21 protein-coding genes are annotated in these 21,026 nt (G+C 62.2%); 13 read left to right on the forward strand and 8 right to left on the reverse strand.

Going from position 1 to position 21,026, the window contains the following annotated elements; translation table 11 throughout:
• Positions 1 to 7 precede the first annotated feature (7 nt).
• The 12 genes from XH91_RS02640 (at position 8) to XH91_RS02695 (ending at position 10,486) form a co-directional block, all read left to right on the forward strand.
• Positions 8 to 877, forward strand: a complete 870-nt coding sequence (locus XH91_RS02640) for a polyprenyl synthetase family protein (RefSeq protein ID WP_128949143.1) — start codon at positions 8 to 10, stop codon at positions 875 to 877.
• Positions 878 to 895: 18 nt separating this feature from the next.
• Positions 896 to 2,032 carry a methyltransferase gene (locus XH91_RS02645; protein ID WP_128949144.1) on the forward strand — a complete coding sequence of 379 codons (1,137 nt, stop codon included), beginning with the start codon at positions 896 to 898 and terminating at the stop codon, positions 2,030 to 2,032.
• Between the two features lie 84 nt (positions 2,033 to 2,116).
• Positions 2,117 to 3,055, forward strand: coding sequence for a chlorophyll synthesis pathway protein BchC (gene bchC / locus XH91_RS02650; RefSeq protein ID WP_128949145.1), 939 nt, complete (start codon positions 2,117 to 2,119; stop codon positions 3,053 to 3,055).
• The gene (locus tag XH91_RS02655) at positions 3,052 to 4,050 is read left to right on the forward strand and encodes a chlorophyllide a reductase iron protein subunit X (RefSeq protein ID WP_128949146.1); all 999 of its coding nucleotides are present in this window, start codon (positions 3,052 to 3,054) and stop codon (positions 4,048 to 4,050) included. Before bchC ends, XH91_RS02655 begins: the two co-directional genes overlap by 4 nt.
• A gap of 14 nt (positions 4,051 to 4,064) precedes the next feature.
• Positions 4,065 to 5,648: a chlorophyllide a reductase subunit Y gene (bchY, locus tag XH91_RS02660; RefSeq protein WP_128949147.1), complete on the forward strand. Its 1,584-nt coding sequence runs from the start codon at positions 4,065 to 4,067 to the stop codon at positions 5,646 to 5,648.
• Complete coding sequence (bchZ, locus tag XH91_RS02665; RefSeq protein ID WP_128949148.1) at positions 5,648 to 7,096, forward strand: chlorophyllide a reductase subunit Z; 1,449 nt, start codon at positions 5,648 to 5,650, stop codon at positions 7,094 to 7,096. The genes bchY and bchZ overlap by 1 nt, the downstream gene beginning before the upstream one ends.
• A gap of 36 nt (positions 7,097 to 7,132) precedes the next feature.
• A complete protein-coding gene (locus XH91_RS02670) occupies positions 7,133 to 7,357 on the forward strand; it encodes a hypothetical protein (RefSeq protein WP_128949149.1) in 225 nt (74 codons plus the stop codon).
• Between the two features lie 115 nt (positions 7,358 to 7,472).
• Positions 7,473 to 7,703, forward strand: coding sequence for a light-harvesting antenna LH1, beta subunit (pufB, locus tag XH91_RS02675; protein WP_128949150.1), 231 nt, complete (start codon positions 7,473 to 7,475; stop codon positions 7,701 to 7,703).
• A 14-nt stretch (positions 7,704 to 7,717) separates the two neighbouring features.
• A complete protein-coding gene (gene pufA, locus XH91_RS02680) occupies positions 7,718 to 7,906 on the forward strand; it encodes a light-harvesting antenna LH1, alpha subunit (RefSeq protein WP_128949151.1) in 189 nt (62 codons plus the stop codon).
• 101 nt (positions 7,907 to 8,007) lie between these two features.
• Complete coding sequence (pufL, locus tag XH91_RS02685) at positions 8,008 to 8,853, forward strand: photosynthetic reaction center subunit L (protein ID WP_128949152.1); 846 nt, start codon at positions 8,008 to 8,010, stop codon at positions 8,851 to 8,853.
• Positions 8,854 to 8,865: 12 nt separating this feature from the next.
• Positions 8,866 to 9,792: a photosynthetic reaction center subunit M gene (pufM, locus tag XH91_RS02690; protein ID WP_128949153.1), complete on the forward strand. Its 927-nt coding sequence runs from the start codon at positions 8,866 to 8,868 to the stop codon at positions 9,790 to 9,792.
• 55 nt (positions 9,793 to 9,847) lie between these two features.
• Positions 9,848 to 10,486, forward strand: a complete 639-nt coding sequence (locus XH91_RS02695) for a biliverdin-producing heme oxygenase (RefSeq protein ID WP_245477267.1) — start codon at positions 9,848 to 9,850, stop codon at positions 10,484 to 10,486.
• On the opposite strand, the gene XH91_RS02700 is transcribed toward XH91_RS02695, so the two are convergent.
• Together XH91_RS02700 and ppsR (XH91_RS02705) are read right to left on the reverse strand one after the other, a co-directional pair.
• Entirely contained in the window at positions 10,487 to 12,664 is a 2,178-nt protein-coding gene (locus XH91_RS02700; RefSeq protein ID WP_128949155.1) for a GAF domain-containing protein, read from the reverse strand.
• Between the two features lie 23 nt (positions 12,665 to 12,687).
• Positions 12,688 to 14,043, reverse strand: coding sequence for a transcriptional regulator PpsR (gene ppsR / locus XH91_RS02705; protein ID WP_128949156.1), 1,356 nt, complete (start codon positions 14,041 to 14,043; stop codon positions 12,688 to 12,690).
• Positions 14,044 to 14,347: 304 nt separating this feature from the next.
• On the opposite strand from ppsR (XH91_RS02705), the gene XH91_RS02710 reads away from it, so the two are divergent.
• The gene (locus XH91_RS02710) at positions 14,348 to 14,806 is read left to right on the forward strand and encodes a c-type cytochrome (protein WP_128949157.1); all 459 of its coding nucleotides are present in this window, start codon (positions 14,348 to 14,350) and stop codon (positions 14,804 to 14,806) included.
• Between the two features lie 9 nt (positions 14,807 to 14,815).
• Here XH91_RS02710 and XH91_RS02715 read toward each other — a convergent pair whose 3' ends face one another.
• The 6 genes from XH91_RS02715 to XH91_RS02740 form a co-directional block, all read right to left on the reverse strand.
• Positions 14,816 to 15,094 (reverse strand): hypothetical protein, encoded by a 279-nt coding sequence (locus XH91_RS02715; RefSeq protein WP_245477268.1) that lies wholly within the window; start codon positions 15,092 to 15,094, stop codon positions 14,816 to 14,818.
• Positions 15,095 to 15,096: 2 nt separating this feature from the next.
• Entirely contained in the window at positions 15,097 to 16,299 is a 1,203-nt protein-coding gene (locus XH91_RS02720) for a geranylgeranyl diphosphate reductase (protein WP_128949158.1), read from the reverse strand.
• Positions 16,296 to 17,639 carry a BCD family MFS transporter gene (locus XH91_RS02725; protein ID WP_128954694.1) on the reverse strand — a complete coding sequence of 448 codons (1,344 nt, stop codon included), beginning with the start codon at positions 17,637 to 17,639 and terminating at the stop codon, positions 16,296 to 16,298. Before XH91_RS02725 ends, XH91_RS02720 begins: the two co-directional genes overlap by 4 nt.
• Positions 17,639 to 18,541 (reverse strand): chlorophyll synthase ChlG, encoded by a 903-nt coding sequence (gene chlG / locus XH91_RS02730; RefSeq protein ID WP_128949159.1) that lies wholly within the window; start codon positions 18,539 to 18,541, stop codon positions 17,639 to 17,641. Before chlG ends, XH91_RS02725 begins: the two co-directional genes overlap by 1 nt.
• 6 nt (positions 18,542 to 18,547) lie before the next feature.
• A complete protein-coding gene (gene ppsR / locus XH91_RS02735; protein ID WP_245477269.1) occupies positions 18,548 to 19,990 on the reverse strand; it encodes a transcriptional regulator PpsR in 1,443 nt (480 codons plus the stop codon).
• Positions 19,991 to 20,051: 61 nt separating this feature from the next.
• Positions 20,052 to 20,951: a cobalamin B12-binding domain-containing protein gene (locus XH91_RS02740; RefSeq protein ID WP_128949160.1), complete on the reverse strand. Its 900-nt coding sequence runs from the start codon at positions 20,949 to 20,951 to the stop codon at positions 20,052 to 20,054.
• Between the last annotated feature and the right edge of the window lie 75 nt (positions 20,952 to 21,026).

Consider the following 21,026-nt stretch of genomic DNA (forward strand, 5'->3'; position numbering starts at 1 on the left):
GCGAGCCATGGACGTTGCTGCACGGATCGAGAGTGCACTCACGCAGGCGGTCGGATCCGCCGGGCAGGCAGGATGCCCACCCCGATTGGCGGCGGCGATGCGCGCAGCGGTGTTTCCAAAGGGAGCGCGGGTTCGTCCCCGATTGTGCCACGCCGTCGCCAGCGCGTGCGGCGACGATGAACCCGACGCGACTGCGGCTGCGGGGGCCGCGATCGAGCTTCTGCATTGCGCCTCGCTCGTACATGACGACCTGCCTTGCTTCGACGATGCCGCGATCCGTCGCGGGCGTCCCTCGGTCCACGCCGCGTTCGGCGAGCCGCTCGCTGTTCTCGCAGGCGATGCATTGATCGTGCTGGCCTTCCAGACCCTTGCTCGGGCGGCTTGTTCGCCCCGGCGGATGACGCAGCTGACCGCAACAGTCGGTGCGGCCGTCGGTGTACCCCATGGCATCGTCGCCGGTCAGGCCTGGGAGTGCGAGAACGAGATTGATCTGTCGCACTATCATCGGTCGAAGACCGGCGCGCTGTTTGCAGCCGCGACCATCTGCGGCGCCGCTGCAGCCGGCGCCGACAATCCGGAGGCCTGGCGCAGCCTCGGCGAGAAGATCGGGGAGGCCTACCAGGTCGCCGACGACATCAGAGACGCCGCAAGCGATGAGGAAGAGGCGGGCAAGCCCGTCGGCAAGGACGCCGCGCTAGGGCGTCCCAGTGCGGTGATTCGCTATGGCCTCACCGGCGCGATCTCCTATCTGCACGAGCTTGTTGCCGATGGAATTCGGACCATGCCGGCCTGTGCCAACGCCCACGAGCTCAAGCTGTTGATGGAGCAGGAAGCAAAGCGCCTCGTGCCGAAGCGTCTGGCCCAATTCGCCGCGTAAACATTTGCGAGGCCAGCCATGGCCCTCAGCGATGGGATTGAATCACACCGCGCCTTCAGCGATGGCTGGCGCGGGCTCCGCGACTTTCTGCTGTCCAGCAGGCGTTTTCAGCGCTTCGCGGCAGCATTTCCGCTGACCCGCCCGATCGCGCGGCGCCGCGCCGCCGATCTGTTCGACCTCTGCGCTGGCTTCGTCTATTCGCAGGTGTTGGCAGCCTGTGTCCGACTGGATCTGTTCGCGCAGTTGCGGGGCGGCCCGCTGCCGGTCGCGACGCTGGCGGCGCGTGCGTCGATTCCCGTGGGAGCGATGGTCACGCTGCTCGAAGCAGGGGCCTCGCTGCGGCTCCTCGAAAGACGCGTCGATCAGCGCTACGGCCTTGGTCCACTCGGCGCTGCCATGCTGGGTAATCCCGGCGTCGCCGCCATGGTCGAGCACCATGCCGCGCTCTACACCGATCTTGCCGATCCCGTCGCGCTGCTGCGTGGCGAGCTGGATCAGCGCAAGCTTGGTCGCTATTGGCCTTATGCGGGACAAGCCTCGCCATCCGCTGTGACGCGCGAGGGGGCTTCGTCCTACACCGCGCTGATGTCGGCGTCCCAGCCGATGGTCGCCGAGATGGTGATCGGCGCCTATTCGTTTGCAAAGCATCGCTGCCTGCTGGATGTCGGCGGCGGCGACGGCAGCTTCCTGATAGCCGTCGGAGGGCAAGCTCCGGAGCTCGAGTTGCGGTTGTTCGACCTGCCCGGCGTCGCCTCGATCGCGCGCGACCGCTTCGCTGAGGCTGGGCTTCGCAATCGGATGTCTGTGATCGAAGGAAACTTTCTTGCAGATCCGCTGCCATCCGGGGCCGACGTCATCTCGCTGATCCGCGTCGTGCACGATCACGATGACGACGTGGTGATGCAATTATTCGCGCGCGTGCGGGAAGCATTGCCGAAAGACGGCGTACTGGTCATCGGCGAACCGATGTCCAGCGAATCGGGACCCGATCCGACCAGCGCATATTTCGGCCTCTACCTCCACGCGATGGGCAGTGGCCGTCCACGCAGCTTTGCTGCGTTGCGAGAAATGCTGAAGCAGTCCGGCTTTCGGGATGTTCGCAGTCGCGCGACGCGTATTCCCATGATCGCGAAGGTCGCCGTAGCCCGCGCTTGACGCGGATGTGTTAATTTCAGTTGACACAAAGAATAGTCAGCGTAGCCTGACACTCGATTGTGCAGCCCGCCGGGGAATGGGCAGATGGATGCGTTAGCCGTAGTGCTGGAGAACCCAAGGCAGCTCGCGTTGCAGCGGCTTGCTCTTGCTGAGGCCTCCGGCGGCGACATTGTGGTCGAGATCGAATGGACCGCGATCAGCACGGGTACCGAGCGCCTGTTGTTCGAAGGCCGTATGCCTGCCTTTCCAGGCATGGGCTATCCGCTAGTGCCCGGCTACGAAGCGGTCGGCCGTGTCCAATCTTGCGGCGGCGATTCCGGTTTCCGTAAGGGCGAGCGAGTTTTCGTGCCTGGCGCAGCCGGGTGCTTCGGCGAGGTGCGGAGCCTGTTCGGCGCGGCTGCCTCTCACCTGGTGGTGCCGGCCAAGCGCGTCGTCGCCTGCGATGAGGCGCTTGGCGAGCAGGGCGCGCTTCTTGCACTTGCCGCGACGGCTTATCACGCACTGCGAGGTGGCGATAAGCCCGACTGCATCGTCGGGCATGGCGTGCTCGGACGGTTGCTTGCACGCCTGACCATCGCGCTCGGCGCTGCGCCGCCCGTCGTGTGGGAGCATGACGGTAACCGCGCAAAAGGTGGCCTCGGCTACGACGTCATCGACCCCGCGAGCAACATGCGTCGAGACTATCGGGTGATCTGCGATGTCAGCGGTGACGCATCGCTGCTTGATGACCTGATCGGTCATCTCGCGCCTGGGGGGGAGATCGTTCTCGCCGGATTTTACAGCGCGCCGCTGAGCTTCGTCTTCCCGCCGGCGTTTATGCGGGAAGCGCGCATCCGCGTCGCCGCCGAATGGCGGCACGACGATCTCGTTGCGGTGCGCGATCTCGTCGACAGCGGGAAGCTGTCGCTCGACGGATTGATCAGCCACCGCGCCAAGGCAACCGCCGCGGACGAGGCTTACCGAACCGCATTCCACGATCCCTCGTGCCTGAAAATGGCGCTCGACTGGAGAGCATGCGTATGAACGCCCATCAGAAGCTCAGTGCCATGACGGACAATCTCCGTGCGGAAGCCGCCATCGAGCCGGACGCTCCTGTGACGACCGCGCCGACCAAGATCACGCAGATCATCGCGATCTATGGCAAGGGCGGTATAGGCAAGAGTTTTACGCTCGCCAACCTCTCCTACATGATGGCCCAGCAGGGCAAGAAGGTGCTTCTGATCGGCTGCGATCCCAAGAGCGACACCACCTCGCTGCTGTTCGGCGGCCGAGCCTGCCCGACGATTCTCGAGACCTCGTCGAAGAAGAAGCTGGCCGGCGAGGACGTGAGGATCGGCGATGTCTGCTTCAAACGTGACGGCGTGTTCGCCATGGAGCTGGGAGGGCCGGAAGTCGGCCGCGGCTGCGGTGGGCGCGGAATCATCCATGGCTTCGAACTGATCGAAAAGCTCGGCTTTCACGACTGGGGCTTCGATTATGTGCTGCTCGATTTCCTGGGCGATGTCGTCTGCGGCGGCTTCGGCCTGCCGATCGCACGGGACATGTGCCAGAAGGTGATCATCGTCGGCTCGAACGATCTGCAATCACTCTACGTCGCCAACAATGTCTGTTCGGCCGTCGAGTACTTCCGCAAGCTGGGCGGCAATGTCGGCGTCGCCGGCATCGTCATCAACAAGGACGACGGCACAGGTGAGGCGACTGCGTTTGCCGAGGCCGTCGGCATTCCTGTGTTGTCTTCTATCCCCGCTGACGACGATATCCGGCGCAAGAGCGCGAGCTACCAGATCATCGGCAGGCCAGGCACGCCCTGGGCGGCCCTATTCGAGAACCTCGCGCTCAATGTCGCCGAAGCGCCGCCGCGTCAGCCGAAGACACTCACTCATGATGGCCTGCTGAGCCTGTTCAAGAGCTCTGACGTTGGCCGCGACGTCGTGCTCGAGCAAGCCACGCTGGAAGACATGTGCGGCACGCAGGCTGCGGCGAAGCCGTCGCTCGAAGTGATTTACGACAATGTCTGACTGGACATGATGTGATGACGGACGCAGTTCAGCTTCACCAGACCGATGCCCCGGCCACCGCAGACCGAGCGCTGGCGCCCGGCGCGGATCCCGCATCGATTTCGGCATCGGTCGAAGCCGGCGATGGCTTCGGCTGCCATGCCGGCAGCGATGAGCTGAAGAAGGCCGCCGAATCCGCCGGGAAGAGCGAGACGCTGGCGCGCTACGCCCAGGATTACCCGGTTGGTCCGCATGATCAGCCGCAAAGCATGTGCCCGGCGTTCGGATCGCTGCGCGTAGGCCTCCGCATGCGACGAACCGCGACGGTGCTGTCCGGCTCGGCCTGCTGCGTCTACGGGCTGACCTTCACCTCGCATTTCTACGGCGCGCGCCGCAGCGTGGGTTACGTGCCTTTCAATTCCGAGACCCTTGTCACCGGAAAGCTGTTCGAGGACATACGCGAAGCGGTGTTCAAGCTTGCCGACCCCGATCAGTACGATTCCATCGTCGTCATCAATCTCTGCGTTCCGACTGCGTCGGGCGTTCCGTTGCAGATCTTGCCCAAGGAGATCAACGGGGTTCGCATCATCGGTATCGACGTGCCCGGTTTCGGCGTGCCGACGCACGCGGAAGCCAAGGACGTGCTCGCCGCCGCAATGTTGAACTACGCACGACGTGAGGCCGAGCAGGGCCCGGTCCAGGCTCCTCGCCTCGCCTCGGGCGACCGGCCGACCGTGACCCTGCTCGGAGAAATGTTCCCGGCCGATCCTGTTGGCATCGGCATGCTGCTGGCGCCGCTCGGCTTGGCCGCCGGGCCCGCAGTCCCAACGCGCGAATGGCGTGAGCTCTATGGTGCGCTCGATTGCGCCGCCGTCGCCGCGATCCATCCCTTTTACAAAGCGTCCGTCCGGGAGTTCGAAGCCGCCGGCCGCACCATCGTCGGCTCCGCGCCAGTCGGACGCGACGGAACGGCGGCCTGGCTCGCTGCAATCGGATCGGCGTGCGGCATCGCACGCAGCCTCGTCGACGCCGCGCAGAACGCCGTCTTGCCGGCGATTGCTGGCGCCCTTGCCGCGGCACCGATCAAGGGCCGCATCACCCTGTCGGGGTACGAGGGCTCGGAGTTGCTCGTCGGGCGTCTGTTAGTCGAGAGCGGGGCCGACTTGCGCTATGTCGGCACCGCCTGTCCGCGCACGCCCTGGTCCGACAGCGACCGCGAATGGCTCGTGGCCAAAGGGGTGCGGGTGCAATACCGCGCCTCGCTCGAGCAGGATCTTGCAGCACTTGAGGAGTTTGCGCCTGATCTCGCCATCGGCACCACGCCGGTCGTGCAGAAGGCGAAAGCGAAGGCCATTCCTGCGCTCTATTTTACCAATTTGATCTCAGCGCGGCCATTGTTTGGTGTCGCGGGCGCGGGATCGCTGGCGCAGGTTGTCAATGCGGCGATCGCCGGCAAGGCGCGGTTCGACACCATGCGCGAGTTCTTTGAAGGGGTGGGCGAGGGCGACACGGCCGGCATCTGGCAGGACACGCCGGTGGTGCGACCGGATTTCCGCGAGAAGTTTCGCAAGGCCGCTGCAGCTCAAGCCAAAAAGCGCAAGTCCGAGGAGATGGTGTGATGCTGATCCTCGATCACGATCGCGCCGGCGGCTATTGGGGCTCGGTCTATGCCTTCACGGCGATCAAAGGCCTGCAGGTGATCATCGACGGGCCGGTCGGTTGCGAAAACCTTCCGGTGACGTCGGTGCTTCACTATACGGATGCACTGCCTCCGCACGAACTGCCGATCGTGGTCACGGGTCTCGCCGAAGAGGAGCTCGGTCAGAAGGGTACCGAGCATGCGATGAAACGTGCTCGCGCCGTACTCGATCCGGATTTGCCCGCCGTCGTGGTCACGGGATCTATTGCGGAGATGATTGGCGGCGGCGTGACGCCCGAAGGCAGTAACATCAAGCGCTTCCTGCCGCGAACCATCGATGAGGACCAGTGGCAGAGCGCAAACCGCGCCTTGTCGTGGCTGTGGAGCGAGTACGGCCTTCGCAAGATCCCCGAGCGCAAGCCGCGCGCCGAGGGCGTCAAGCCGCGCGTCAATATCATCGGCCCGATGTACGGCACCTTCAATATGCCGTCCGATCTCGCCGAGATCTGCCGTCTGGTCGAACGCATCGGCGCCGAGATCAACATGGTTTTCCCGCTCGGCAGTCATCTCGCCGAAATCCCCAAGCTCGTCAATGCCGACGTGAATATCTGCATGTATCGCGAATTCGGGCGGTTGTTGTGCGAGACGCTGGAACGGCCCTACCTGCAGGCGCCGATCGGGCTCCACTCGACCACGGCCTTCCTCCGCTCCCTCGGCGAGATTCTCGGACTCGATCCCGAGCCCTTCATCGCGCGAGAGAAGCATACCACTATCAAGCCGCTCTGGGACCTGTGGCGCTCAGTGACGCAGGATTTCTTCGGCACCGCAAGCTTTGGCATTGTGGCCAACGAGACGTATGCGCGTGGCGTGCGAAATTTCCTTGAAGCCGAGATGGGATTGCCTTGCACTTTCGGCTTCGCCCGTACTGCTGGCGCCAAGACGGACAACGAGACCATCCGCAAGGCGGTACATGAGAAGACGCCACTGGTCCTGTTTGGCAGCTACAACGAGCGCATGTACGCTTCCGAAGTCGGGGGCCGCTCAATCTACATTCCAGCCTCGTTCCCGGGTGCGGTGATTCGGCGCCACACCGGTACGCCTTTCATGGGATATGCGGGTGCCACCTATCTGGTGCAGGAGGTCTGCAACGCGCTCTTCGACGCACTCTTTCATATCCTGCCTCTGGCAACGAGCCTCGACCAGATCGAAGCAACGCCTTCGCGGGTTCTCCGCGAACTCGCTTGGGACGAGGCTGCCAAGGTTGCGCTCGACCGCATGGTCGACAATCAGCCCGTGCTGGTGCGGATCTCGGCAGCCAAACGTCTACGAGACGCCGCCGAGCGCGGTGCGCGCCGGTCCGGCCTTGAGCGGGTGACGGCAGAGGTTCTTGCGGCAGCAAGCACGTCGCTCGAGGGGCAGGCCGCATGAGCAGGAAATCGCAATTCCACCGGGAGGGAGAGGCCGATGTCGCTTTATGAAGGCACACATCAGAACGCAGCTTCAGGTTCGAAGGCAGGTCTCGAATATCTGCTGGTCTATGGCGCTTGTTTCGCCGCGTATCTCCTCCCGGTCGCGATGCGACGCTTGAACGGGAGTTCCGACCGCGCAAAGCGACATCGTCATTCGATCCTCGGCGAAACCAGCGCGCTGGCCGCGAACTGCGCCTCGTCGTCGTTCGTGGGCTTGTGACGGAATTCGTGCGGCTCGCCGCACGGATCGCCATGCCGGCAACGGGATGGCGTTCGACGCCGCTCTATCGTTTGGGCGGCATACGGCCGTAAGGCCAACACAGGAGGTACCACACATGGTGGACGTACCAAGACAGGGAGGCTCTCTGTCGGGGCTGACTGAAGCGGAAGCCAAGGAATTCCACAGCATCTTCATGACGAGCTTTGTGATCTTCACGGTGATCGCGATCATCGCGCACATTCTCGCCTGGATGTGGCGTCCCTGGTTGCCGGGCCCCGGTGGGTATAAGGCGGCGATGGATGGAGCAATCCACTACGCCAGCATCGTTGGCTCCTACCTGACCTAGAGAAGGAGAAGACTATGTGGCGCTTGTGGTTGTTGTTCGATCCGCGAAGGACGCTGGTTGCCCTGTTCACGTTCCTGTTCGGACTGGCATTGGTGATTCACTTCATCCTGCTCAGCACGAACCGGTTCAATTGGCTGGAAGGACCTCGTCCGGCGAAGACGTCGTCGATTTCCGAACCGGCGACCCCGCTGAAGCTCGGCTAGGGCTCGATACCTGGAAGCGGGCGAATTCGGTCGACAGAACCGGTTCGCCCGCTCCCAATTCCGATACGAGGCAGCATCGACAAGCACCGGAGGAATGACCGATGGCCATGCTCAGCTTTGAACGCAAATACCGCGTCCGTGGCGGGACGCTGATCGGTGGTGATCTCTTCGATTTCTGGGTTGGCCCGTTCTATGTCGGTTTCTTTGGAGTGACGACGATATTCTTCACCTTTGTCGGGGTGTCGCTCATTCTGTATGCGGCATCATTGGGACCGACGTGGAATATCTGGCAGATCAGCATCAATCCGCCGGATGCCCAATATGGCTTGTCATTCGCGCCCCTTGCGGAGGGCGGCTTCTGGCAACTCATCACCGTTTGCGCGCTCGGCGCGTTCGTTTCCTGGGCCCTGCGCGAAGTCGAGATCTGCCGAAAGCTTGCTATCGGCTATCACGTGCCGGTCGCGTTCAGCTTCGCGATCCTGGCCTATTTCACGCTCGAGGTGATCCGTCCCGTGCTGATGGGCTCATGGAGCTACGCCTTCCCTTACGGGATCATCACGCATCTCGATTGGGTTTCGAACACCGGGTACCAGTTCGGAAACTTCCATTACAACCCGGCGCACATGATCGCGATCACCTTCTTCTTCACCACTTGCTTTGCGCTTGCGCTGCACGGCTCGCTCATCCTCTCTTCGACAAATCCGGGACGTGGTGAAGTGGTCAAGACGCCAGAGCATGAGAATACGATGTTCCGTGATCTGATCGGCTACTCGATCGGCACCCTCGGAATTCACCGCATCGGTTTGTTTCTGGCGCTGTCGGCGGTCTTCTTCAGCGCGGTGTGCATCGTGATCAGCGGACCCGCATGGCTGCGGCCGGAAGGCGCCTTGTGGTCGGACTGGTGGGAATGGTGGCGCAGCGTGCCGATCTGGACGCCGCACGGCTGAATGGAGATCACAATGGCCGAATATCAGAACATCTTCACGCAGGTTCAGGTGCGCAGCCCCGTCTATCCGGGAATTCCTTTGCAGCCGGGGATCTGGGAGCGCTTGGGCAAAGGCGGTCACTATTACTGGCTCGGTAAGATCGGCGATTCGCAGATCGGTCCCGTCTATCTCGGCTTCTTCGGGCTCGCGTCGCTCCTGTCCGGCTTCGCAGCGATCGAGATCATCGGTCTCAACATGCTGGCCTCGGTGAACTGGAGCCCGCTTGAGTTCGTCCGCCAATTTCCGTGGCTCGCGCTGCAGCCGCCGGCCCCGGAATATGGGCTGCAGATATTCCCGCCCTTGCAGGAAGGCGGGTGGTGGCTGATGGCCGGCTTCTTCCTGACGACCTCGATCCTGCTGTGGTGGGTGCGGACCTATCGCCGCGCCCGCGCGCTGGGACTTGGCACTCATGTATCCTGGGCCTTCGCGGCAGCGATCTGGCTTTATCTCGTGCTCGGCTTCATTAGGCCGATCCTGATGGGAAGCTGGAGCGAGGCGGTGCCTTTCGGGATCTTCCCGCATCTGGACTGGACCAACAATTTCTCCATCACGCACGGAAACCTGTTCTACAACCCGTTCCACATGCTTTCGATTGCGTTCCTCTATGGCTCGGCGCTGCTGTTCGCCATGCACGGCGCGACCGTGCTCGCCATCAGCCGCTACGGCGGCGAGCGCGAGATTGAGCAGGTCGTCGATCGCGGCACAGCGTTCGAGCGCGGCGCGTTGTTCTGGCGCTGGACCATGGGTTTCAACGCCACTGCCGAGTCCATTCATCGCTGGGCTTGGTGGTTCGCGGTGCTTTGCCCCTTGACCGGCGGCATCGGTATCTTACTGTCGGGAACGGTCGTCGATAATTGGTTTGACTGGGGCGTGAAGCACGGTCTGGCAATGCCTCGGTAAGCCGCGATGCTGGTGAGATGACATGCTCGAACGGACTGATCGCGCCGGGCTCGATTTGCGCCCGGCGAGCCTGGTAGAGGCGTTGCGGGAGCGGACGCGGGATCTGCATGTTCGGGCAGAACGGTCCGGGATCATCGCCGATATTCTGACGGGGCGTTGCACGCGTGAGAGCTACGCACGCCTGCTACGAAGCCTGTTGCCGGTGTATCAGGCGCTTGAGCGGCAATTGACCATGTGTGCCCGGTCATCGGCGGTTGCCCCGATTGTGTTTCGGGAGCTCGAGCGCGCCGAAGCAATAGCTGCGGATCTGCATCACTTTCCACCAGGCCAGGAAGAGACCTCGCCGGCAGTGGAACGGTATGTCACCGCGATCATCGCGGCTTCGAAAGGCGACGGCAGCAGGCTGATCGCCCACGCCTATGCGCGCTATCTCGGCGACCTCAGCGGCGGTCAGATCCTGAGCCGCCTGCTTGCCCGCTCGCTCGATCTTCCGCCTGAAGCACTGACTTTCTATGCTTTCCCCGCAATCTTCGACGTCGTAGCGTTCAAGTCGGGCTATCGAGCCGCCATCGATCGCGCCGGCGATGAAAGCGAGGATTTCGATGCTGTCGTCGAAGAGGGAGCGCTGGCTTTCGAGTTGAATATCGAGCTTTCGCTTGCGCTGCAGGCGGATGTCGCCCAAAGCGGTTCCTGATCAGCTGTCCGAATGCGAAGTATGCCAGACCAGATGCTCGAGAATGTCGAGCGTCCGGCTGGTCGAGCTGCGAATGCTGTCGAGCATCTCGGGCATCCGGCTGATCTCCGCGCCATGCGTGACCTCGAGCGCTGCAAGCTGCGCGTTTGCCACGGCTGACGCCGCAAGCTCCTGATAGAGCAGGCTGGCGCTCGAATCGAGGCGCAGGCTTGGCCGCCGTGGCCCTTCGATGTCTTCCTGGAATCGGGTCCGCGCGGATTCCGCCGCCTTGCGGTCGCTGAGATCGGAGAAGATCATCACGAAACCGAGTACGCGGTCGTGCGGGCCGATCACCGGGTCAGCACGCAGCATCAGCGATCGAGGCTGAGCCCCCTTGTTGTCGATCTGCAATTCACCCCGCCAGCTGCGCTTGTTGCGAAGCATGTCTTCCAGATTGGCGCGGAAGTCGGCCGGCGAGGTGAAGTAGCTGCCGAGATCGCGAAGGTGAGGCAAGTGGGGATGCGGTGCTCGCAGCTGTTGCTCGAATGCCTCGTTGAGGAGCAGGATGCGGCCTTCCACATCGGCGATGATGACGGGTTGTTCGGATTGAGTGACTTGGCGGCTGATCGTCTCGAGCTGATCCTGCGCAATGACCATCCGCACGGTACGAAATTGCAGGGCGACGTCCGCGACGGTCTCCCCGATCATACGCGCCGAGGATATCTCGGCCAGAGACCAAGGATCGGATTTGCCTTCCACCAACTGGTGCCATTGTGCAAAGGAGCGACGCGGCGAAAGATCGGATGGATCATCGCCGATGATTACCGCCTTGAGCGGATCGCCGCCCCAGGTGACTGTGGTCACGCGTTCCGGTCGGAACCAGATCAGATATTCCCCGGGGCTCGCCGAAAGCGGTACGGCGATGACTCCACTGGCAACCGATCGCAGATCGATGAAAGCTGGCTCGTCGATCGTCAGCGAAGCCGTGACCAGGTTCTCAGGCCGTGAGCTGGCCCGTTCGGTTCGCTTGCTGTCGAGCCAGGTCCCGATTTCACGAATGCGTTGCGTCGCAGGTACGTCGCCGGTGGTTGTGACCTGTCCCTCGAACAACAGCGCGGCGCCGGTCGCACCCAGCGGCTGGAGCAATGACTGCGCTCCGTCGAACAGAGCGGTCTGCCAATCGCCATCGCGCGAAACGGCTTCAATCAATCGCTGCTCGAGCCTGCGGACCACGAGTTCCGATTGGCTCTGCGCGAAGCTTTCGAGCGCAGCAATCCGGATTGCGCAGGCCTCTGCCAGCGCTTCACACACCGCCCTCATATCGAAAGGAATGAAGCGAGGGGAATAATGATGGCAGGCGATGAGGCCCCATAGCCGATTGCACACCATCAGGGAGCAGACCAGCGTCGCGCCGACGCCCATATTCTGCAGGTATTTTTGGTGGATCGGGGACATGCTGCGCAGGCAGCTCAAGGACATGTCGAGGTCCCGGCCGTTCAGCGGCGAGAGGCGTGGCTGCAACGGCACGGGCGTGTAGTTGACGTCCACCAGCAAGCGAACGCGGTTACGCTCGTAAAGCTTGCGCGCGATTTGGGGGATGTCCGATGCCGGATACCGGTTGCCGAGGAATGCTTCCAGGTCCTGGCGTCGTCGCTCGGAAAATATCTCGCCGTGACCTTCCTCGTCAAAGCGGTAGACCATTACGCGATCGTAACCGGTAATATCCTTGAAGATGGCGGCTGTCTCGTCGCAGAGCGCGCGCAGCGAGGATGAGGAGGTGATGCGATGAAAGGCGCCGTCAAGGGCGGGCGTCGGATCAGCCGACGGAGCGGCGGGTTCGAGCTCCAGCATGAGGCCGCCGTTTGACGGTCGATGGATCGTGCAGTCGAACCGCTGTTGCGGGCTGCCAAGGCTGCATCGGACAGTCATCGGCTTCGAATGCAGCGGCCCTCCCAGGTGCGGCAGAATCTTCAGCAGAAGATTGCCGTCGAAGTCGGTGAGAGATCGGCCGACGACGGGGCTGATTTTCAGGATGTCGCTCGCGTTGGCACTTGCTTGAATGACAACGTTGTCAGGCTCCCGAACGACGAGAAGCGCGCCATGAGGCTGGATCGATCCTGCCAGATGGATTTGCTCGCGCTCGCAATTGGCAAGCGTTGCCTGCCCGAATGCGGGCGATGCAAGAGGGACCGAGGTCAACTAACCCCCCTTATGTTTCCTCGCTACCCGGTGCTATCCGGTTCTTCTTGAAGTTTATACCGGTCGAGTTTGGCGTAAAGGCTTTGCCGACTCAACCCCAGGATCTCCGCGGCAGTCGTACGATTGCCCTCGGCAAGTTGCAGTGCGGCACGGACGTAGTGTTGTTCGACGACCTCGACAGTGCTCTTGACCAGCTTTCGCAGCGGCGTCTTGCCGACCGTCTCATTCATGGACGCCAGCGCCGTGCGGAGGCTGTCGCTTTCCGGGCTCGACGACAGTCGGCGCGCCACGTTCCGCAGGATCAGCACGATACGGCTGTCGCCGCCATGCTGATAGCCGGATGCGGAAATCTCGATCTCGGTTTCCGTTCCGAGCTCTCCCAGAACAGTGGTCGACAGCAGGCGAACCACTCCGTGGCGCTGAATGTTGGAAATCAGGACCGGCAGATCGGCGCCGGGCCTGGACAGCCAGCGACCCAGATTTTCGCCCGTCACCGCTCCGGCGGATCCAATTTCGACGAGCTCGGCGAAGGCGCGATTGGCGCGCTTGACCTCACCGTTGTCGTCGATGATCGCAACTGGGTCCGGAAGGCGATCGAGTACGTCCTCGAGGTCTTCCTGCTCCGACACAGCTGCGCCGGTCGATTTCCCGATCGGTGTCATCTGTAAAAGAAAGACCGGCGTCGATTCCTGGGTCATCAGGGAGCCGCGTACAGTCCATGGAGCGCTTTCCGCGCCGAGATGAACCACGATGCCAGGCGCTTTGCCCTGATCACGAACCCGGCGCAGCATCAGCTCAATCGGCTCACGGTCTTTCGCTGCAATCTCCTGTAGGAAGTCTCTCCCGACGGGGCCTTCCTTGCGCCGCGCGGCGCCGGCGAGGGCGGTCGCAGCCGTCCGATTGGCTTCGACAATGCGGAGATCGGCTACTTTTACCAGGAGGACCGCGTCATTGGAGTCTTCGATCACCAGCCGATATCGCGTTTCGATCTCGCGGAGCTTCCAATAATCACGCTCGATCGTCTGCTGTGCGGAGATCAGCCGCGCCTGTAGTTCCGCGACCGCTTGCAGGTTCTTGCCGATCGCAAGCATTCCGGCGCGGCCGCCGAGCAGCACTGTGGTGAACTCCATGGGGAGTTCAAGGCCGCTCGGGAATTTCTGGGTGATCTGGCGAAACGCCGAGATGCCGGTACGCTGGGTGTCCTGCATCATGCGCTGGATCTTGTCGGAAGCGCCGCCCACGACGTCTGACCACGGACGTCCCACCCAAGCGTCGATGTTCTCCTTGGACATGGCGGGAGCCAGCGTCACTTCGCGAATGACGCCGTCCATATCGAGAAGCAATGTCACATCGGGTTGGGGAGCATTGAACTCCGACATCGCACTCTGCACCCAGGTTCCAATTAACGGATTATAGGCTCAGTCCTCACCGGCCCATTGACAGGGGTCAAGGTGAGCTTGTGTTAACACATCACCAGTGGGCCACAGTGACCGTTTGCCCGCCGTCGCCCAAGTGTCAAGCCAAATTTACGCCATCCACGGCCTTCGTGCCTTCTCAATCTGGAGCGGCGCGTCCGGGAACGATCGCGGCTTTCCGAGATTATTGATGACAAGTATAATTGACAATAATATGTGTTAAATAATCATAACGGTGCATCAAGAATGACCTTCGGGAGGTAGAATGATGACAGGAAAATTGGCGGCAATCGCAGCTGGCTTCGCGGCATTCGCCGCGCTGGCACCGTCCACGAGCTTCGCTGCAGGCGAGGGAGCGGGAGGCGACGCTGCAAAGGGAGAGCAGGTTTTCAAGCAATGCATGACCTGTCATCGCATCGGCCCGGAGGCCAAGAACATGGTCGGTCCGGTTTTGACTGGCGTGATCGGTCGCCAATCGGGAACGGCACCCGGCTTCGCCTATTCCGAGCTCAACAAACACGCGGGAGAGAACGGTCTCGTCTGGAGCGAGGACCTGATTTTCGAATATCTGCCCGATCCCAACGCCTTCCTGAAGAAGTTCCTAACTGACAAGGGCAAGGCCGATCTCGCCACTGGCTCGACCAAGATGGTCTTCAAGCTTGCTAACGAGCAGCAGCGCAAGGACGTCATCGCCTACATCAAGACGTTCTCTCCGGATAAGAAGTAGCCTCTCTCGTCAACGCCAGCGTTGCCTTAAATCGGCAACGTTGGCGACCCCCGCAAGCGCCAGGCACGCCGTGTACCACGGCCAGGAATAGTCACTCAAAGACAGCCGTAACGCGAGGAGAAGGAGCGCGCCTGCCACCAGGTTCGGCAGCAATTCCCTGGGAGAAATACCGCGTCGGGTCACGTGCCAGTACAGCGTGATCGCGATGATCTCGGCTGCGACGATCACCAAAATCAGATCAACGGCGTGGACCCCGGATAGGAAATCGATCATCGCAGCCGCTTCCATCGTCAGCTCGCGCGAGCGAGGCCCGTCAGATGTGCAATGTTCTTGAAGAAGATCCGCACATGTGACAGCGGTCTGGCGCGCACAAGGGCCTTGTTCATGTAGGCATCCCAGGTCAGCTGCTGGACGTCACGGTCCCGACAGATGGCGACGAAGCGTTCGCGACGGCTGTCGTTGGTGTACCAATAGCGCTGCATCAGGCCGAGGATCCAGAACACGCCGCCATGCAGGCGCATGAAGCGTTTGCGTGCATTCTTGAGCTGACGCGCATCGCCCGTCAGCAGGAACTTATGGACCGCATCGGCTGTGAGGCGCCCGCAAGCCATGGCGTAATAGATGCCTTCGCCGGACGCCGGCGCCACAACGCCGGCGGCGTCGCCCGCCAGCACGACATCCTGGCCGTTGTCCCAGCGCTTGAGAGGTTCGAGCGGGATCGGGGCGCCTTCGCGCCGGATGGTCGCGGCTTGGTCGAGACCAAGGGTCTGGCGCAATTCGCTTACGGAGCCCCGTAGGGAAAATCCCTTGCAGGCGCTGCCTGTGCCGATGCTAGTCGTGGCACCATGTGGAAAGATCCAGCTATAGAAGTCCGGCGACAGCTTGCCACGATAGATCACGTCGCAGCGTGTGCCGTCGAAGGGGATGCCTCCCTGTTCGGGCGAGCGGACAATCTCGTGATAGGCAAAGACATAGCGAATGTTGTCGGCACCGGGAATGCATTGACGAGCTATCGCCGACAATGCGCCATCAGCGCCGATCACGGCGCGGGCGCGAATCGAAATCATCTGTGTTGCGCCGTCGGCGTCGCGTCTGTCGCAGACGAGCGTCGCCATGCCGTCTCGGTCGCGCAGCAACTCCTTGAACGTGCCGGTCTGCCGCTCGGCGCCCGAACGTGCGGCGCGCTGGCGCAACCATTCGTCGAAGACGTCGCGATCGACCATTCCGACAAAGCCGCCCTCGATCGGCATGTCGACCTGACTATCGGTGGGCGATACCATTCTGGCAGACGAGATTCGCGCGACCAGAAGCTCGTCGGGAATCTCGAACTCGTCGATCAGCCGCGGCGGGATCGCGCCGCCGCATGGCTTGATTCTCCCGGCACGATCAAGCAGGAGCACATCGTAACCGAGCCGAGCCAGATCATTGGCCGCGGTGGCGCCAGCCGGGCCGCCTCCAACGATCGCGACGTCGAATGTCCGGGCTTCGATCACGTCATACTCCCTGCCTGGGCCGCCACGGCCAGCGAACTCTCGGCGTTATCCTTGGACAGCGGCTGGCCGATCCAGATTGCGAGATACGCCGCCGCCAAGAACAGACCGGCTTCGGCCGCAAACACTGCTGCATAGGAGAGTGACGGTGATGGAAGCACGTACCGCGCTGCGTCGCTGGCGAGTGTCCCCAGCAAGCCGCCAAGCCCGAAGGAGATCGCTTGTGACGCGCCCCACACGCCCATGCGTGTGCCTTCGCGGTCGCGCTGGCCGGCACCGACCAAATTCATCATCGCCCCGATCGCCGCGATCGCATAGGCGCCATTGGTGATGCCGAGCGCGAGGACCGACAGCTGCAGCGGCCACGGGGGGCCTACGAGAGCTGCAAGCGCGAGGCTCGACAAGGACAGCGCTGACGCGATGCATCCGCCCACGATCCAGGGCCCGGTGCGCGTTCGCCAGGCTGGCACCAGCATGTTGACCAGCGGGACGAGCATCATGCCGATCAATGCGCCGCTGTGTTGGGTGCCTGACAATCTCGTCGTTTCCCCTGGCGTCATCCCGAACACCGCGCCTGCAAAGGGCTCGAGGATGAGGTCTTGGGCGCTGTAAGCCAGCATCGAGACGAAGATGAAGATCGCGAAGCGGCGAACTTTTGAATCCGCCCAAATTTCCTTCAACTCTCTGGTGAAGGAGGTGCCGCGCGGCGCGATTGTGACGCGCTGATGTGGCAATACCTCGCCTTCGATGTTCCAGATACCAGCGATTGCAAGGAGGAGGGCGATCGCCGACACCGTCGATGACACGATGATGAGCCGTCCGCCCGAATAGGGGTCGAGCGCGCGGCCGGCGATGATCGTGGTAACGATGAAACCCGCGATCATCATGACCCATGCGATGGACGCGGCGGCGCTTCTCCGTTCCGGCGCCGTGCGTTTGGCGAGCAGAACAAGCAGCGATGTTCCGGCTGCGCCAACACCGATGCCGATCATCAAAAAGGCGATCACGGCGAGAACGATTCCGGTAAGCAGCCATGTTGCCATCCAGGCGGTCGCGATTGCCGCGAGTGCGCCGCCCGCTGCAAGCACGGCCATGCCACCGATGATCCATGGAGTGCGGCGGCCACCGAGGTCCGAACCATAGCCGAGACGCGGACGGAAAATTTGCATCGCGTAGTGAAGACCGACCAGCAGACCGGGCAACATCGCCGGCAGCGCGAGCTCTACCACCATGACCCGGTTCAGCGTCGACGTCGTGAGCACGACAATCGCACCAAGGGCGGCTTGGACAAGGCCGAGGCGGACAATGCCGAGCCAGGAAAGTGGACGCAACGTCGCTTCCATCATGCCGTAAGCCCTCCGAGCGCAAACGCCGTGACAAGCATGCCCAGCACATACAGGCTTACGCCCGTTCCGTTGTACCAGGGCGCATGCTCGCGCGGGTTCTGCAGGAGCCGTCGCATCAACGCGAACTGACCAATCAGCAGCCCAAGAACGACTGCCGCGTGAATTGGTCTTTGCCAGGTGCAGAGCAGCCCAACGACGATCGCTTGCGCCAACGCCATGGTGAGACAAGCCAGCAGCGCGGCGCGGTGTGCGCCGAGGTGCACCGGCAAGGAAAAGATCCCCATCCTGCGGTCCCCCTCGATCGATTTGAAATCGTTCAGGGTCATGATGCCGTGGGCGCCAAGGCTGTAAAGCAAGGCCACGCCGGTGATCCGCCAGTCCGGCGCGCCGTTGGTCATGATGGCGGCGGCGGTCAGCCAAGGCAGTCCTTCATAGCAGAGGCCAACAGCACCATTGCCGACCCAACCATTTTGCTTGAGCCGTAGCGGAGGGGCGCTGTAGGCCCATGCCAGGACCAGTCCAAACACGGTCGCGCCGCAGACCCAGGAACCCAGCTGACTAGCCAAGGCGACCGACAACATCGTCCAGATCACCGCGATATTGAAGCCCCAGCGACCGGGTATACGGCCGGAGGGGATCGGGCGGTGCGGTTCGTTGATCGCATCGACATGGCGGTCGTACCAGTCGTTCACAGCCTGGCTCGTGGCGCAGACGAGAGGCCCGGCCAGAACGACGCCTGCAAGGATCGTCGGCCAGCGTCCGGCCGGGCTCTGACCCGACGAGACGATTCCGCAGCCGAATGCCCACACCGGTGGAAACCAGGTAATGGGCTTCAACAGTTCGAGCACGGCAGAAGGCGACGGGCGCCTCAGTGATGATGTCGGAGCGATGTCGGTCATGATGCGTTACTCGATCTTGCCCTCGTCGTATTCGCTGGCCTCTGCAAGGCCAAAGCGCCGCAGCTTGACGTAAAGACTTTGGCGGCTGAGCCCGAGCATCTCGGCGGCGGTGGCACGGTTGTCGCCTGTCAGCTTCAGCGCCGCCTCGACGCACATGCGCTCGATCACGTCTGTGGTCTCACGCACCAGCTCTTTCAAAGGAACGCGTCCGATCAGCTCGGCGAGCTGCTCGCGCGATCGTGGAATTTCCGAACGTGGATCGGAGTTGGTGCCGATGCGCCGTTCTACATTCCGGATGATAAAGCCGAGGCTCGGATCGTCTCGTGGTCCGAGTGCGACGGCCGAAATTTCGACGTTGACGGGCGAGCCGTGTTCGCCGCGGACAACGCTTGAAAACAGCTTGAGTGCTCTGTGCTGCCGCAGATTCGCCAGCAGGATCTCGAGGTCGACGCTGGATTTGCCGATCCAGCGATCGATGTTCTCGCCCTGAACGAGCTTTTCGCTCTCGATTTGGGCGAGCTGCAGGAAAGCGGCATTGGCCCGGAGCAGCCGGCCGTCGCAGTCCGTGAGGATGAGGCCGTCCGGAGCCTCTTCGACAAACTGGAGCACATGCGATGTTTCGTCGGCTTGGTCCGAGGGAGACGCCAGTGTCGGCGCCGATGGCGAGAAACGCAGCAGAAAGAACGAAGAGAGGTCCTGCCTGAAGAACGCGCCATCCAGCGAGAAGTCTCTCCCATTGTCCAAATGCAGCTTGAGTGCCTCTATGCGCCCTTGTGTTCGCAACGCGAGGGAAATGGACTGGCTCGCGGCCGGGTCATCGATCAGGAGCGCGTCCGGGAAGAGCTTTCCGATTAGTTGCGTAGGACCGTCGTCCACAAGAATCGACGCCGCCGGATTGGCTTCGACCACGCGATGGGTCGCGGCATCGACGATCAGCACCGGCTCCGAATACATCTGGAACAGGATCCGGTAGCGCGATTCCACGCTGCGCATCCTAGAATAATCGCGCTCCATGGCGATCTGGGCCTCGACCAACTTTTGTTGGAGCGCAGCGGCCGCACGCACGTCGCGGCCTATGGCGACAAAGCGCTGTTCTCCGGTTGCGACGACCGAACAAAGGATCGGGATGTCGGGACCGCGCGTTGCGGGATAGCGGATCTCCCGCCAGCGCGAGTGCTTTCTCGCTTTCGCTTCCTCGAGCAATTGCTCGATTTTCCTTTGGCTCTCCGCGACGACCGTCGCCTGCCACGAGCGGCCCACCCATTGATCGCTGTACTTCAGCTCCAGCGGCAAATCGACCCTTTGGAAGGCGACATCATGGATCATTCCGTCATTATCCATGGCCAGCGCGATATCGGAAGCGGCGGCCACCAGCGTGGCCGCGACATCCGCATCGAGATCGCCAAGCGATTCTTTCGGAGCCCTGAAAACCCTCACGGACGAAATCACCCTCTGACAACAGCAAACCTCTCGCGGCGAATCTCGTCCAGGCGTCGCTTCACAAGGCCAGCTATCGCCGCTCCGTCAGGAGGTTGACGACGTTCTGTGCTTGTAAGGCTTCATGATTGAAGTCGGAGACGACAGCGTCGCCGCCGACCAGCAGGACGAGTTCAGGCCGTTCGGTGAAGGCAGGACCGCAGACCATGACACCGATATTGCGATTGGACGATTCCCGCCGGATCATGCGGATGCTTGTGGCGAGGTCGTCGAGCTTCTTGTCGCCGCTGGCAAACAATTCGACCACGTCGAACCATTGGGTACGGACTGTTTGAATGAAGGCTGCGGCGGCGGGGTCGGGTTCGATCCAGGTGTCCCAGCCGTCACGCCGAAAGAATTCACCGGCCAGCACCAGCCCGAACATCATGTGAGCGATATCGTGCTTTTCGTCGGGACCTGCGGCGAGCAGGGCGCGCAGCCCTGCTGACTTGGCGCCGGCGTCGGCACAAAATGCGGGGCTGAAATCGCGCAGCAATTGCTGCATGCGCCACAATGCGAGCGTGACGTCGGCGAAGTCCCATTCGTCGTTCATCCAGAGATGACGCAGATGGCGCGCGGCTGGCACCATCAGGTCGAGATAGATCGCCTCAAGGGGCACGCCGCGCTCGCGATAGGACTGGATGAGGTCGGCAGCGCGATTGTTTTCGGTTCCAAGCACTAGCTCGGCGAAATCAGTGACCTCGCCGTCAGCGGTTGGAATCGGCACCGGGGCGCTTTGTTGCACCGCATTGCCGTGCGCCATCACCAGGCGCGGGATGATCTCGATTTCAACAGTTCGGCTGAGATGAGAGAGCGTTGTGCCACGGATGACGAGTGGCGGGAGCTTGCGGTGTAAACCGACTTCTATGCCCGATCGGGAAGGGCGTACGCCAAAGCCGGCCGGCGGAGGGGCGGTTTCATTGAGATCGGTCATCGAATGCCTCCCTAAGCATTTGAACGGAAGCGCGCCAAATCGTCAAGCATTATTGACGTCAGTTTTTATTGACAC

Origin of the sequence: Bradyrhizobium guangzhouense (assembly GCF_004114955.1) — a bacterium.
Taxonomy (GTDB): domain Bacteria; phylum Pseudomonadota; class Alphaproteobacteria; order Rhizobiales; family Xanthobacteraceae; genus Bradyrhizobium; species Bradyrhizobium guangzhouense.

Excerpts from the sequence above, each read along its gene's own strand:
- ppsR (WP_128949156.1), bottom strand. The coding sequence starts at position 14,043 with ATGTCGGAGTTCAATGCTCCCCAACCCGATGTGACATTGCTTCTCGAT.
- XH91_RS02710 (WP_128949157.1), top strand. The coding sequence starts at position 14,348 with ATGACAGGAAAATTGGCGGCAATCGCAGCTGGCTTCGCGGCATTCGCC.
- bchZ (WP_128949148.1), top strand. The coding sequence starts at position 5,648 with ATGCTGATCCTCGATCACGATCGCGCCGGCGGCTATTGGGGCTCGGTC.
- chlG (WP_128949159.1), bottom strand. The coding sequence starts at position 18,541 with ATGACCGACATCGCTCCGACATCATCACTGAGGCGCCCGTCGCCTTCT.
- pufM (WP_128949153.1), top strand. The coding sequence starts at position 8,866 with ATGGCCGAATATCAGAACATCTTCACGCAGGTTCAGGTGCGCAGCCCC.
- XH91_RS02645 (WP_128949144.1), top strand. The coding sequence starts at position 896 with ATGGCCCTCAGCGATGGGATTGAATCACACCGCGCCTTCAGCGATGGC.
- pufB (WP_128949150.1), top strand. The coding sequence starts at position 7,473 with ATGGTGGACGTACCAAGACAGGGAGGCTCTCTGTCGGGGCTGACTGAA.
- XH91_RS02725 (WP_128954694.1), bottom strand. The coding sequence starts at position 17,639 with ATGGAAGCGACGTTGCGTCCACTTTCCTGGCTCGGCATTGTCCGCCTC.
- pufA (WP_128949151.1), top strand. The coding sequence starts at position 7,718 with ATGTGGCGCTTGTGGTTGTTGTTCGATCCGCGAAGGACGCTGGTTGCC.
- XH91_RS02655 (WP_128949146.1), top strand. The coding sequence starts at position 3,052 with ATGAACGCCCATCAGAAGCTCAGTGCCATGACGGACAATCTCCGTGCG.
- bchC (WP_128949145.1), top strand. The coding sequence starts at position 2,117 with ATGGATGCGTTAGCCGTAGTGCTGGAGAACCCAAGGCAGCTCGCGTTG.
- XH91_RS02640 (WP_128949143.1), top strand. The coding sequence starts at position 8 with ATGGACGTTGCTGCACGGATCGAGAGTGCACTCACGCAGGCGGTCGGA.
- XH91_RS02740 (WP_128949160.1), bottom strand. The coding sequence starts at position 20,951 with ATGACCGATCTCAATGAAACCGCCCCTCCGCCGGCCGGCTTTGGCGTA.
- pufL (WP_128949152.1), top strand. The coding sequence starts at position 8,008 with ATGGCCATGCTCAGCTTTGAACGCAAATACCGCGTCCGTGGCGGGACG.
- XH91_RS02715 (WP_245477268.1), bottom strand. The coding sequence starts at position 15,094 with ATGGAAGCGGCTGCGATGATCGATTTCCTATCCGGGGTCCACGCCGTT.
- XH91_RS02670 (WP_128949149.1), top strand. The coding sequence starts at position 7,133 with ATGTCGCTTTATGAAGGCACACATCAGAACGCAGCTTCAGGTTCGAAG.
- bchY (WP_128949147.1), top strand. The coding sequence starts at position 4,065 with ATGACGGACGCAGTTCAGCTTCACCAGACCGATGCCCCGGCCACCGCA.